This is a genomic window from Candidatus Saccharibacteria bacterium (assembly GCA_016699955.1).
In the GTDB taxonomy this organism is placed as follows: Bacteria; Patescibacteriota; Saccharimonadia; order Saccharimonadales; family UBA4665; genus JAGXIT01.
Genome location: CP064993.1, coordinates 173,165 through 185,612 on the forward strand (window position 1 = coordinate 173,165; position 12,448 = coordinate 185,612).

13 protein-coding genes are annotated in these 12,448 nt (G+C 47.6%); 4 read left to right on the top strand and 9 right to left on the bottom strand.

Annotated features, from left to right (window positions below; genetic code table 11):
- The first annotated feature begins 160 nt into the window (after nt 1-160).
- The gene (locus IPL85_00890; GenBank protein QQS20004.1) at nt 161-847 is read left to right on the top strand and encodes a hypothetical protein; all 687 of its coding nucleotides are present in this window, start codon (nt 161-163) and stop codon (nt 845-847) included.
- A gap of 288 nt (nt 848-1,135) precedes the next feature.
- On the opposite strand, the gene IPL85_00895 is transcribed toward IPL85_00890, so the two are convergent.
- On the bottom strand, nt 1,136-2,020 hold the full coding sequence (locus IPL85_00895; GenBank protein ID QQS20005.1) for a hypothetical protein: 885 nt from the start codon (nt 2,018-2,020) through the stop codon (nt 1,136-1,138).
- A complete protein-coding gene (locus IPL85_00900; GenBank protein ID QQS20006.1) occupies nt 2,017-4,362 on the bottom strand; it encodes a glycosyltransferase in 2,346 nt (781 codons plus the stop codon). Before IPL85_00900 ends, IPL85_00895 begins: the two co-directional genes overlap by 4 nt.
- A 321-nt stretch (nt 4,363-4,683) precedes the next feature.
- On the opposite strand from IPL85_00900, the gene IPL85_00905 reads away from it, so the two are divergent.
- Entirely contained in the window at nt 4,684-5,259 is a 576-nt protein-coding gene (locus IPL85_00905) for a hypothetical protein (GenBank protein QQS20007.1), read from the top strand.
- On the opposite strand, the gene IPL85_00910 is transcribed toward IPL85_00905, so the two are convergent.
- The 4 genes from IPL85_00910 to IPL85_00925 form a co-directional block, all read right to left on the bottom strand.
- On the bottom strand, nt 5,260-6,054 hold the full coding sequence (locus IPL85_00910; GenBank protein QQS20008.1) for a hypothetical protein: 795 nt from the start codon (nt 6,052-6,054) through the stop codon (nt 5,260-5,262). It abuts the gene before it with no gap.
- Nucleotides 6,055-6,258: 204 nt separating this feature from the next.
- The gene (locus tag IPL85_00915; protein ID QQS20009.1) at nt 6,259-7,086 is read right to left on the bottom strand and encodes a hypothetical protein; all 828 of its coding nucleotides are present in this window, start codon (nt 7,084-7,086) and stop codon (nt 6,259-6,261) included.
- A gap of 73 nt (nt 7,087-7,159) precedes the next feature.
- Nucleotides 7,160-8,620, bottom strand: a complete 1,461-nt coding sequence (locus IPL85_00920) for a hypothetical protein (GenBank protein QQS20010.1) — start codon at nt 8,618-8,620, stop codon at nt 7,160-7,162.
- A gap of 59 nt (nt 8,621-8,679) precedes the next feature.
- Entirely contained in the window at nt 8,680-9,369 is a 690-nt protein-coding gene (locus tag IPL85_00925; GenBank protein ID QQS20011.1) for an aspartate/glutamate racemase family protein, read from the bottom strand.
- A gap of 211 nt (nt 9,370-9,580) precedes the next feature.
- Between IPL85_00925 and IPL85_00930 the strand changes: the two genes are divergently transcribed.
- A complete protein-coding gene (locus tag IPL85_00930) occupies nt 9,581-9,784 on the top strand; it encodes a hypothetical protein (protein ID QQS20012.1) in 204 nt (67 codons plus the stop codon).
- Between the two features lie 128 nt (nt 9,785-9,912).
- On the opposite strand, the gene IPL85_00935 is transcribed toward IPL85_00930, so the two are convergent.
- Both IPL85_00935 and IPL85_00940 read right to left on the bottom strand, forming a co-directional pair.
- The gene (locus IPL85_00935) at nt 9,913-10,257 is read right to left on the bottom strand and encodes a DUF1048 domain-containing protein (protein ID QQS20013.1); all 345 of its coding nucleotides are present in this window, start codon (nt 10,255-10,257) and stop codon (nt 9,913-9,915) included.
- Nucleotides 10,258-10,578 carry a PadR family transcriptional regulator gene (locus tag IPL85_00940; GenBank protein QQS20014.1) on the bottom strand — a complete coding sequence of 107 codons (321 nt, stop codon included), beginning with the start codon at nt 10,576-10,578 and terminating at the stop codon, nt 10,258-10,260.
- A gap of 205 nt (nt 10,579-10,783) precedes the next feature.
- Between IPL85_00940 and IPL85_00945 the strand changes: the two genes are divergently transcribed.
- Entirely contained in the window at nt 10,784-11,383 is a 600-nt protein-coding gene (locus IPL85_00945; protein ID QQS20015.1) for a hypothetical protein, read from the top strand.
- A 54-nt stretch (nt 11,384-11,437) separates the two neighbouring features.
- Here the strand turns inward: IPL85_00945 and IPL85_00950 are convergent, their stop codons facing one another.
- Nucleotides 11,438-12,163: a hypothetical protein gene (locus tag IPL85_00950; GenBank protein ID QQS20016.1), complete on the bottom strand. Its 726-nt coding sequence runs from the start codon at nt 12,161-12,163 to the stop codon at nt 11,438-11,440.
- Nucleotides 12,164-12,448: the final 285 nt, after the last annotated feature.

Genomic DNA, 12,448 nt, shown 5'->3' on the forward strand with positions numbered 1-12,448 from the left:
TCTTTGATCACCGTGGAACAACAATCATCACGTTCTGATCCTACGGGTTATTCTGCAAGAGGTCTTTAGTTTATTAGTATGTAGGGGAACATACTTGACAGGTAAGCATTTTTAATATATAATGGTGTTGTATCAATGTGATGAATAGGAGATATTTGAGATGAATAAGTTTATAACGGTTAAATCTTTTGTAGCTGCAGCACTAGTAGCGGGAACTTTAGGCATGAGTGTCTTCCCGTCACAGAATGTTTCAGCAACCCAATTACCAACCGACGCTAGCTGTTCTGCGGCTAACGATGGTGGTAACTACGTAAATGGCCCTTTCAAGATACGATGGGCTAGTATGAATGAGGTTCACATCCAGGCAAAAGCCGATGTCGTGCCTGGTACAAAACTCTACTTTAGCTCATACACAATGCCAGATACTTGGAGCCAAGATACGAAGGTATTTGATGAAACAGCAGTACCACAAGATATCTATGGTGTTTCTGATTCAGTAATATTCAACAAAGAAGGTGACTGTAAAGTATTAAAAGTACAGCTTCCTGACCCATGTAAGAACGTCCAGGTAGATGTTTACTACGGGCCAGAGATCAAGCACCTTGATAAAACGGTTCAATACGGTCATAAAGACCAGTACGTTGATCACCAATTTATCAAGAAACAAGGTACTTGCGCAGGTCAGGGTGAGGCTCAGGTGAGCGGAACCTCAACCAAAGTTCCTGCCGAACTCCCTGCCGAACTCCCTGCAACAGGTGCAAGTAATATGGCCCTATTCGCTGGCGTGCTTGGTGTACTGACCTATATTACGAGCCTTTGCCTTCAAGCTAAAAAATTAGAAAAATAATACACATTTCTAAAGTAACCAAAGAACCGCACTAACGTGCGGTTCTTAAATAGTTTATTATAATGAGCGTTTTATACTAGCTGTGTAACTCCTGCCCGTTACTTACTCATTAAATATGCCTGATACGGCACGTCAAGGATATTCTTTGGGTGAGCTACCTCATGCCTTACGCCGAGTGGAGTGACAATCGCTAGTTACATGCGTGTCTGAAAAATCCAAACCAACACCGTCGGGGGCTAGGCGCTAATCTGCCGGTAAGTTTTTTGGTCTTTAGTACAAGAGGCTTGGCTACTGCCCTAGGAACGGCTGGAGGCTGTCAATCTTATCTGCGAGCTCGCTTGTTTCGTTTAATGTTACAGAACGATTGGCCGCGGTCGTGAATAGAGCGTTGTCGCTGGACTCGATTTTAAGTATAGCCTGCTCCAGGAATCCTGCGCCGGCGTTGACCTGCGAATCATCGCTGGCATACAAGCCATTGGAAATCTCTGTCAGTCCAAAAAGACCTTGCTCAAAACTAACAATAAGCGCGGCGTGATACTCGGCGAAACCAGTCGGTGCATGCGTCTTCTTTAGGGCGTCAAGCGTGCCGCTGAGCTGCGTGGCCCGTTTTGCGATTACATCGCCTTGTCCAGCCAGTCGGGTAAGGTCGGTTAGGTCATTGATATCTGTTGCACTATTTTTCAATACTGTCCGAGCGGTGTTGACGTCAAGCAAGTAAGCAGTCAACTCCTTGTATCCGCTCAGGACTTCACTGCTTTGCAGCATCACATATTTTGCTCTGGTGCGAATAACTTCTGCCTTTTTATAGCTTTCTGAGTGAGTTGCAAGCGGACTACCCGGGAGCTTATCGGCCTGCTGTTGGTAGTTAAGTAGTGACACCTCGGTTTCGGCTATCAGCTTCTGAGTTGCCAGCAGTTCTTTGCGGGCAGCTTGTCCGTCGGTGTAGGGATCGTTGTACGCGGGTAATCCAGAAGATGCGGAAACAGCGTTGAACTTTGCGCTTAGCAGCTTGAAGGCTGGTTTAAGGTGATGGTCGTACTGCATAGAGATTGCTCGTGGAATGAGTATCGTCTGAGCTATAACGACGTACGCGAGGAGTACGACGGACACAAACAAAAAAAACTTTGTGAGTAATGGAATTTTTTTGGCAAACAACTGGCGTTGTAATATCATTTCGGCTCTCCTAAGTTACCTGTTTGAGGTGACAGCCCTGGCATTTTGGGGTAGCGGACGTTGCCGGTACGCTGCAATTTGTTCCAACTTACCTGTGCACCCCTGAGGGCTGTGAGGGCAGTACGAAACAATATGTATGTTTTTAGCGGGCTATACATAATCCGGGTTAGAGGAACAGTAAATAGCAGTCGGTAGCGTTCGCGGGCAAGCGTAATACCAGCGAAAGCGACGATGAACTGTATGAGCAACGTCAGACCGGCGAATAGGGCAATGGTGCCGTACTGGCCAGAAGTGAGGTTTTCTATCAGCAAGCTGAACAGGACGGGGATGAATACAAACGGCAGGAGGATGTTGATCATTGCATATGGTAATACAAACATTCCGAGCCAACCGTATCTGCGGCGCAGCATGATGTGGCGATGTTTCCAGAAAGACTGCAAGTTACCAAATATCCAACGGTAGCGTTGTTTACCGAGAGCGCGGTACGTTTGCGGTACCTCGGTATAGCCTTTGGCGCTATTGTCTTGCACTATGCGGTAGCCGAGCTTGTGTATGCCAAGTGTCAGGTCGCAGTCTTCGGCTAATGTCGACTTGGAAAAACCACCTGCCTTAAGTACTGCTTCTTTTCGCCATGCGCCGCATGCTCCAGGTACGACAATGATTGAGCCGAGGAAAGCCTGAGCGGTTCGCTCAAGGTGGATGCCGACGGTATATTCTAAGGCCTGCCAACGGGTAATCATATTGGTAATATTTCCCACCTTGACGGAACCGGCTACTGCGCCGACCGTGGGATCGGCGAAATGACGCACCATATTAGCGACAACGTAAGGGGGAAAGACCGTATCAGCATCGATGCAGATAAGTATCTCGCCCTTCGCCCTTTTAATGCCGTTGTTAAGCGCTCTGGCTTTGCCGCCATTTTGCTGGGTGTAGCTGCGGACGCGTTTGTACAACTTTGCAATTTTCTTGGCCTCTGCCCTAGTGCCGTCTTTGGAGCCGTCATTTACGATAAGTATTTCGATATTGCTGTAGCGCGACTGTAGTAAAGATCGAACAGTCTGTCTAAGGACGATCTCTTCATTATAGGCTGGCACAATTACTGACACGAGCGGATTGTAGTTACGAGGCCGCCTTTTGTAATGCGCCCGGCGCATCTGTAGGATTGCCAGGACGACATTTATACACATGCTGAAGACGATGGCAAACGCCGATATGAAGAACAAGATACGGACGATATCGCGTGGCCAAACCAGAAACGCGCTAAAAACGGTGAAAGATACTTTGTCGACAAGGCTAGGGCGTGCTGGGGCGGATAGCGGTGGAGTCTGTTCATACAGCTGGTTTAAGTTGACGAAGGTGTAGCCATGCGCACGGGCTGCCGGCGCAATTTTTTTAAGGTATGCGATGGTTCTGGAGCGGTCTCCTCCACCGTCATGGAGCAGAGCGACGATGTTGGTGCCATCAAATGTAGGTAGCGGGGGTGAGTCTTTGCTCTTCTCGTAATCTTTCGTGTCGAAATTGTAGGAAGCGTTTATATAGCCGAGTTGCTGGGCGTATAAAAGACCGCGAAGTGTGTCGCGCATCGCTTGGTCGTTGGGACCGCCGTATGGCGGGCGGAAGAAACTGGTAGAATGGTGCGTTGCTGCGCTGATGACTCTTCCGGTCTGGTTTATCTGCTGCTTGGACTGGAAAGCGTTTTGTAGATCGAAGTTGATATGGCTGAAAGTATGGTTGGCAACCGTATGGCCTTCTCTGGCCATTCGCTCAGCTATGCCCGAGTATTTTACAACATTGGAACCGACCAGGAAAAAAGTAGCCTGTATTTCTTGTTTTGAAAGTACATCGAGAATTTGCGGCGAATAGACTTCGTCTGGACCGTCATCAAACGTCAGAGCTATCTTCTTGGATGCGCCCGCTCCGTAGCGTTCTATGGCGTATGTGTGAGTGCCCACTGCGGCAGTCTCGTCTGTAGACAATATGCGCGTGACATTGTGCGAGTACGCCTGTACGGCAACTGTCTTGCCGCCAGTTTTTACAATGTGGTCAATTCTAACCAGCGGACCCGTACCGATGACGGGGACATTGATGGCTTCCAGTTGATTAGCCAGCGTTTCTGGTTGCGGCGTCTGGATGTTTACCGGCGCGGCTATGTTTATGGCAGATGTAGGCTGATGGGGTGCAACATTTGTTGGGGCTAGTACTCGTGGAACATAGAAATAGAGAAAAGTTCCGATACCGGTAGCCAGGAATAGAGAGAATACTTTAATGATTCTCCAGCGCTTCCCCGAAGGATCATGGAATACCTCATGTTCGTGTCGCGGTAATTGTATCCCTCGACTCATAGTATAATACCCGTAGCTTCATGATTAACTTATTTTAAGGGTCAAAAGCTATATCGTCAATGAATTTGGTCATAATGTACAATTATTGGTATGAATAAGCCTACAATCTCACTCAGTTCAACCCGGTCTAAGGTGTTAATCGGAGTGGTATTAGCCGCGGTAGCTATGGGTACATATATGGCTTTTTTTCTCCCGACGAACGATTTACCAAACTATATGTCGCCGAAGCAGCCGGCAGGCTCTTCTAGTAAGCAATCACAAACGCCAAAATCCTCTGGGTCAGCTGACGCTTCCGGAACCACAAATTCTATAATAAGTAGTATGCCTGAACACAGAAACATTGTTGCGACCGTGTTCTGGGTTGGGGAGGCAGCCGATACCGACAATGACTACATTCATAACCGCTCATCTACCTGGCAGGAGGACTGGCAGGGTCATTATGGAGGTGCAGACGATCCCGATAATCGATGCGGATATAATCCTTGCAGTTTCGTGCCAAAAGAGAACCCGTTTTATTTCGCCTTGCCGTTCAACGATTACCAAGAAAACGGCCAGCCGAAGCCGGCCAGCGTTCTGCAAAAGATACCATGGTATGCAGGCCAACCAAAAGAAGGGACTTCATTGCTGAAGAACCGCTGGGTCAAAATTACAAATGGCAACAAGGAGGTGTATGCCCAGTGGGAAGACGTAGGTCCGTTCAACGAAGACGACGTTGATTACGTCTTTGGCGACAATATACCTAAGGAAAGGCGCGCAGGAATAGACCTATCACCGGCAACCGCGATGTACCTAGGTATTAATGGTCGTGGAACGGTTACCTGGCAGTTTGTAGACGAGGCTCAAGTTCCAACGGGTCTGTGGAAACAAGTTGTTACGACTTCCGGCATCGTGTATTAATTAGACGACAAGGGGTGCAGCTGGAGTGGCGATGGCACCGCCCGTACCTGAGGTGGCCGGTGGCGGAGTCGTATTACCTGCCGGTGTTGTAACCGTTGTGCCTGTATTCTCCGGATTTGTCGTCCCTGGATCTGGACCGGTAGCTGGAGTTTCCGGTGTAGCAGCTGGTGTCGTGCCTGGTGTTGTAGTCGGAGTTGTGGCTGTAGTCGTAGGCGTAGGCGTTACGGGCGTTGTTGTGGTAGCAGTGGTAGTGGCAACTGCGACGCCGCCCATACCGCCCACTGTACCAGTTGTGGTAGCCGGTGTGGCTGCTGCCAAGGCAATCGCTTCCGCGGCAGCATCGGCAGCTTCCTGCTGGGCAGCAAGAGCCTCATTCTGCTGATCCAATAAGTGCTGTGCGGCGTCACTGGCTGCAATTTCTGCTGCTCTACGCTCATTTTGGGCGTCGACTATGGCCTGCCACGCGTCACTGGCTGCAATTTCTGCTGCTCTACGCTCATTTTGGGCGTCTATCCTATCCTGCCAGGCATCACGGGCTGCCTGTTCGGCGTCTAATCTAGCTTGCAGTGCGTCATCAACCAAACTAGATGCGGCAAGTGGGCGCAAGTATATAGCACTCGGAGGTGCAGGCGCTCCCGGTGCGCCGACCATGTTAACCGGCTTGGCTACTGATATAGACTGGATAGGAGTCTTGGCACTATGTGCCAAAAGTAAGGCTACTGTGACAGCGACTAAGGTTAAGATGAGTCTTGTTACCTCGGATTCTCGGTGTAAAGAGAAGTTGTATAGTTTCATCGGTCGTTCCTTTCGAGCACGTTTTATGTATAAAACATATATTTATTGGCAACATTAACACAGCTTGGGCAGTGCCTCAGTATGAATTTTTACAATTTTTGCTTTAAGTATTTTTAAGCTTGCTCGCACAACAAAAGTGGGAATAAAAGGGATTTGACCAACGTATTGTCCAGGGTTAGACCCTGTAAAAACTAAGGTATTTGTCTAGCTGCTTAGCGTAAAATGTGTCCCAATCTCGCCGTCCATTGCTAGTTGTATAGCGTTTTCGGTCTGACCATTCGCAATCCACATTTCAACACCAGCAGCAGCGGCTATCTTTGCAGCTTCAAACTTAGTCTTCATACCACCTTTACCATGAGCTCCATTTGAACCACCTGCTAAATGTTCGTACTGAGCAATATCACCCATGCTAATTTTTCTGATAATAGAAGACGGGTTATTCATGTCAGCGTAGACACCATCCACATCACTAAGTAGTACTAAGCGGACATCGTTACCGAATAGTTCTGACTTAGCGATTTGAGCAGCGTAAATTGCCGACAATTCATCGTTTTGACCAAATGACTGGTTGGATAGTTCGCCGTGAGTTATGCCGTCATTCTCGTTTAAGATTGGGATTTCTCCATGAGAGAGCAGAGTATGTGTAGTTCTTAGTGCTTCGTCATGCTCAGGGGTATTTATGTTAAGTTCCCTACGAGTTACTAATAGGCCGCCGTTTTCAACGCCCATTGCGTCGAACCAAGCATTTAATACACGCCTCCAACCAATAGTCGCAAGCCGCTGTATTTCGGGCATGGCTTCTTGACCGTCCGGTCGCATGGCAGTACCAGTTGCTTCCATACCAGCCGTAACAGCACCAGACGAGACTAGTGGCACATGGTAACCTTGTTGTCTGAGATTAAGAACTTGAGCGCAAATAAGCTTCATGGAATCACGGTCTAGTAACTCACGGCCGGCTTCGTGGCGAAACATAGAGGTAGTACCAATTTTAACGACCACAACCTTATCAAGTTGTTCAGATGTTTTTGACATTTATATACAATACGATTTTTAGTCGTAATAATATAGTTAAAAACAGTAAAGTTTGCTACCTACTGGCTCATCTCTACCAAAGCTGCTGGTATTTGGCTGCGGACTGTGGCATGTACGTGTTCGGGTACAACTCGAACTGGGTCCCATAGCCAGCGACGTTGAAGACAACGTCATACAGCAGGTTCCCAGGTCCTGTGCCTCCGTTAGCGGTCATCCAGTCGTACATGTATTGGAACCAGTTCGGCGCTTCACCGGCGCTGGCAGCGTTGCTCCACTCACAGAGCGCTATTGGCTTGCCATGCTGCGCCGCAAACAGGCGATACTGTTCGATACCCATAGGGCCGCCGTTTGATGTTCGGTTGATATGCGTGTTAAATGCTGACAGGTTGTTAGTACCAGATCCTTCCCAGTTATAGTAGTCGACACCAACTACGTCTACGTACTGGTCTCCAGGCCATGTAGTGCGCACGTCGTAACCCTGGTGAGTGCCGTCGTTTGGACACCAGACGGTCTTCGCGCCAGGAAAGTGAATCCGGACGAGGTTAGCCCAGCGTGCCCACGCAGTTTTAAAGTTGTTGACGTTACCAGGGGTCACAGACCACGGATACCACGTGCCATTAAACTCGTGTGCAAATCGGATGTGCATCTTCGTCGCGTCACGAGCGCCCCACGCGTTCTTGAGCGTGGTTAGTTGAGAGGTCCAACGTGAGTCAAACGCTCCAGAGGCAGCGGATCCCCACGCACCGCTCTCGCTGTTCAAGAAGGCGCCGATAGCCCAGTCCATGGCGGGGATGTTACCGTAAGGCGCCCCCGAAGGCACGAACCAACTAACTGATGCAATGTGGTTCCCTTCTGTGTCCTGTGCGGCCCAAGAGCCGCCGATCTCCACAGGACGGCCACGCCAGGCGGCAAAGCTGCCGTTCGCCGTGGTTGCAGCTTCGGACTGGCCGGATATCCACGTGCCTGTGCCTACGCCGCCAGTCGTCGTACCATTTGTATTTACGGTACTGGTCGTGCCGCCGCCCTGCAAATTGCCTGTGAGCGCGTAGGAATAGTTTGTGCCAAGGGTAAGACCAGTGTCAGTATAGGTAGTTGCTCCGGCAGCCGGGTTGGCTATGGTAGAACCACCGCGGTTAAGCGTGTAGTTAGTGAGAGTCGCGCCGCTATATGCCCAGGATAAACTAACAGTAGTATCGGTAGTAGCCGTAACCATAAAGTTAGATATGAAATTGCCGACACCGGATATAAGGAGTGAGACGGTATCGCTATAACCATCACCTGAGACAGTAAAGTTATATGTTGAGCCGGTGACTAAGAAATTAAATGTCGTCTCGCGCACCGCACCGCCGACTGTTCCTGACCATGGCCCGGTGCCTTCGGAATCCACTCCGTCGCGGCCTACCGTCCAGCCACCTGCAGGGTTAAGCGCTGTCGTCCATGTCAGTTTAGCCTGACCGCTGCCAAGATACGTTATCTGGGCCGATAATATACTAACGGGATTTGCCCTCATACGACGTCTGGCGCTATTACTCATACTATACAGGGTATCTTACATGCTTATATTTAGCTACATGATTATGCCGAACCGGGGTTCTACGTATTGAAGTAGCAGTCAAGCAAACTCGTAGCCAGTAATTGCAACGTGTCAATTATCGTATCGTTATTTAAGCTTTCGCCGTACACTAGCGGCAGTTCGGTGCAACCCAAAATTACAGTGTCTAGCTTATTGATTTGCCTAAACTTATTTACTGCTTGTTTGAACGTTTGTTGTTCATTTTTGTTTAGGGTGCCACTGAGCTGTTTATATATGTAGCTCTCAATTTGCCGAGAAAAATCACGCTGTGGTCGCACAATTTTAGCAATGTCAGCAAGAGCCTCATCGTAGAGCGTGGAACTTAAAGTCGTGGGCGTAGCTAACAGACCTACTCGCTTGTAGCCAGCAGTTTTAGCTTGTTCTGCAACAAGTCTGGGTATGGATAGGAACGGCACTTTAGTAACAGCCTGTAATTCAGGCAGTAGTATGTGTGCCGTATTGCAAGCAATACCGTTGACCGTACAGCCAGCTTTTTCAAGTAGCTTGGTACGCTCAATGAGCATTTGTTTGGCTTTTGGTAGTTCGTTTTTGTTTGATATGAAGTTGGGTACGGGTACGTTCAGTAGCACAATCTCTGGGTAATCGTCAAGTGCAGCAGGAGTATATTCCTGCGTACCTTTAATAATTAACTCGTATAGTTTTGCACTAGCTTGAGGTCCCATACCGCCAAGTATTCCAATGGCGGACATAGTAAACACTCCTAGTTAAGTAAATAGAAAAGATTCAAATAGTATTTTTATAAATAGGGCTTTAAGCCCAGTGCAAGAGGTGCCGAGAAAACGAGGCTGTAACTGGTAGGAAATTGTTGCTCAATTTCATAAACAATATTGTAACATATCTTTGACCACATAATTCTGGTAAAATGAGGCCTACACATAAAACTTAAAAAAGAGAACACTAATGTCTAAAAAAGAGCCCAAACTAAATCCACTGACCATTCCTGGGTATTTATTTATCCTCTTAATATCCTTCCTGACTATGCCGTATCTACCGCGGCCGACAGATCCACTTGGCTGGGGTCTTGTTACGGCGGCATATTGTTTGGTAGTTGGATTGCTGGGTGGTGGATGGTGGTGGCTGTCGAGTAAGTTCGCCGGAAAATAGTTATTTATTAAATATAAATGGCTCAAAATGTGGTTTAGCAGCGGCCTTGAGTGAGAAGTGCCGGTGGCGCTTCTCAAGAACTACCGATTTTTGACACTATTCCCCCTGTGGTGTTGGCTTAATAAATCTCAAATTTCTTTGTTAAAGCGTTTTGCAATATCTGTATTTAATTTCTTATGCCAGTCTTCAGTGTACGTCCGCGCATTTCTCAACAGTTCGTCCGAAAATGTTGCAACGTCATTGCCAGTAATCTCTAGCACATGCTTGTTATTTGCATTACCTTCCTCAAATAGTTCGAGTAAATCCTTAAAAATAGCTATCATGTCCATGCCTGAACCAGCAGCGTGATTCCACATATAATGCTGAATTTTGTGGTACACAAATGTGTAGTCTTCTGGAAGTGCTTTTGCGCGTGCTTCCATGGCTCGCCATTCTTTTTTGTCACCAATCAATTTCTCAAGTATATTTACCATTTAACCCTCCTTTAATTCATTAATCTTCGATGATACAAAGTTCCATTTTGCCCAAAACTTTCCAAGCTCCTCCTTGCCGAGTTTAGTTAAACTATAGAACTTACGGGGTGGGCCTACTACGGAGGGCTTCTTTTCTGTACTGACGTATCCGTTCTTTTCTAGGCGGAGCAAGATTGTGTAGACCGTGCCCTCTACAACGTCCTTAAAACCAAGTCTTCTTAATTGCTGAGTTATGTCGTATCCATAAGTAGGACTGCGACTGATAACTTCAAGTACGCAGCCCTCCAGAACGCCTTTTAGTAATTCAGTTATGTTGTTCAAATGGATGATTCCTTTACTATATAGTAACACTTACTACCACTACATAGTACCACGTAGTAGCAAATGCAGTCAATAAACAAATTACACGCATTTCGCAGTTCCCTGTGCTGGGCTTACAAAAGAACTCCCGAGGAAATGAGATGCCCGGTGCAGATTATTCCGTAAGTCGAGTATACCTAAGGGTGGCTGGTATAATGTAAGGGCAATGCCAAAACACAAAAGGACAATGTACACTGACTACACCAAACTGCAAAAAAAGTGGCGGCGTTGGAAGTACAAAAATACGGCGCTGCTGGTTATAAGCCTGGTGGCGTTTATTTGGCTGGCTCAGACGCCACAGGTCGACTCAGTCGTCAAAAGCGTGGGCGATCTGGGCTACGTAGGAGCGTTGCTTACAGGAATGTTTTTTGTTTCAACTTTCACAGTTGCACCGGCTGCTGTGGTGCTGTTTCACCTCGCCACAGTACTCCACCCAGTAGAAGTTGCACTTTTAGCTGGTTTTGGCGCTATGGTAGGCGATTACATCATTTTTCGTTTTATGAAAGACCGCGTATTTGCCGAGTTACTGCCACTCGTCCACAAGCTACAAACACCGCGGCTAAAAATACTATTTAAAAGCCCGTATTTTGCTTGGGTGCTACCAGTGGTTGGCGCATTTGTCATTGCCTCTCCCCTGCCCGACGAAGTTGGCGTGAGCATGCTGGGGCTGAGCCGTGTCAAAAAATGGCAGTTTTTTCTGCTGGCCTTCGTCCTCAACACTATCGGCATATTCATCGTGATCTCCGCGGCACGTCTAACTCATTAAAAAAGCACGGTGTTTAAAGCCGTGCTTTTTTGGATATGCAGTTATTTATTGCTGCTAAATACTCGGCACCGTAACCACGCGATGATGCTTGCTGGCTTCGTTGCTTTGAAAGTATGCCACGCACTGACCTTGATTTTTGAACGGCTTAGAGTCGCTTGTACTCAAATCTTTCCAGCCATTTTTCTTACAATCGCTTGACACTGTTGGTTCAGAAACGAGTACCCCATTGACCCTAACGTTATCGATATAAGTTGAGCCTGTTTCGTCAATCATTATTTCTAAGTAGTCAACTGTAACTCCACTGGGAACGACTGGGAAACTTTGGGTAGGGTTTGACACGTCAAGATCAACTCTTGTCCAGCCGTTGCCCAAATCTGTTTGAGTTCCATTGCCGCAACCACCAACAAAGTAAAGGTTACTATCACTGCCCACTAGATTGAACCGTGGTGATCCGCCCGTACATAGTCCACCGTTTTTATATTCAAAACTGAGCGTTTCTACCGTTGCGCCTGCTACATTTTCAATTGTTGCTCCTGCCGCAACACAGTCGGTAAGTGGCACATTTTTTTCCAAATACAGCGACGGGGCTGGATTGCCGACCAAGCCATCCATACGAGCTACGGCGCCCCCAGGCGTGCCTTCGCTTCCGCAATCTGCTACCGTTCCGACATACGTCCAAGGCGCGAGTTTGTAACTTGAAGCAGCGCTTGCAAAAGGAGCTGCGACAAAGACAATTGCACAGGCAGCCAAAAGACTAAGTTTGATAATAGATTTTTTCATAGTTGAACCCTCCAACGTTTAATAAGTTTCAAACTCGACTTACGATAGAACTCTCCCCCCTTTCAGACTCACTAGGAGCATTCACATGCCACCTTTCTCTTGTTTGGCGGAATTACGGCTCCACCTCATCCAGAGAAAATGTCTTCTGACTTGCTCCCAGACGACACTGAAGACGGGGTGTTTTCGGAAGTCGTGTTTACTATACCTGTTAATAATGCTTGCCGCTGTAATCAGGCTTACTAAACATAAGTGCATCTAGAAAAATGTTGCATATCGTACGATTTG

Excerpts from the sequence above, each read along its gene's own strand:
- IPL85_00890 (QQS20004.1), top strand. The coding sequence starts at position 161 with ATGAATAAGTTTATAACGGTTAAATCTTTTGTAGCTGCAGCACTAGTA.
- IPL85_00895 (QQS20005.1), bottom strand. The coding sequence starts at position 2,020 with ATGATATTACAACGCCAGTTGTTTGCCAAAAAAATTCCATTACTCACA.
- IPL85_00900 (QQS20006.1), bottom strand. The coding sequence starts at position 4,362 with ATGAGTCGAGGGATACAATTACCGCGACACGAACATGAGGTATTCCAT.
- IPL85_00905 (QQS20007.1), top strand. The coding sequence starts at position 4,684 with ATGCCTGAACACAGAAACATTGTTGCGACCGTGTTCTGGGTTGGGGAG.
- IPL85_00910 (QQS20008.1), bottom strand. The coding sequence starts at position 6,054 with ATGAAACTATACAACTTCTCTTTACACCGAGAATCCGAGGTAACAAGA.
- IPL85_00915 (QQS20009.1), bottom strand. The coding sequence starts at position 7,086 with ATGTCAAAAACATCTGAACAACTTGATAAGGTTGTGGTCGTTAAAATT.
- IPL85_00920 (QQS20010.1), bottom strand. The coding sequence starts at position 8,620 with ATGAGTAATAGCGCCAGACGTCGTATGAGGGCAAATCCCGTTAGTATA.
- IPL85_00925 (QQS20011.1), bottom strand. The coding sequence starts at position 9,369 with ATGTCCGCCATTGGAATACTTGGCGGTATGGGACCTCAAGCTAGTGCA.
- IPL85_00930 (QQS20012.1), top strand. The coding sequence starts at position 9,581 with ATGTCTAAAAAAGAGCCCAAACTAAATCCACTGACCATTCCTGGGTAT.
- IPL85_00935 (QQS20013.1), bottom strand. The coding sequence starts at position 10,257 with ATGGTAAATATACTTGAGAAATTGATTGGTGACAAAAAAGAATGGCGA.
- IPL85_00945 (QQS20015.1), top strand. The coding sequence starts at position 10,784 with ATGCCAAAACACAAAAGGACAATGTACACTGACTACACCAAACTGCAA.
- IPL85_00950 (QQS20016.1), bottom strand. The coding sequence starts at position 12,163 with ATGAAAAAATCTATTATCAAACTTAGTCTTTTGGCTGCCTGTGCAATT.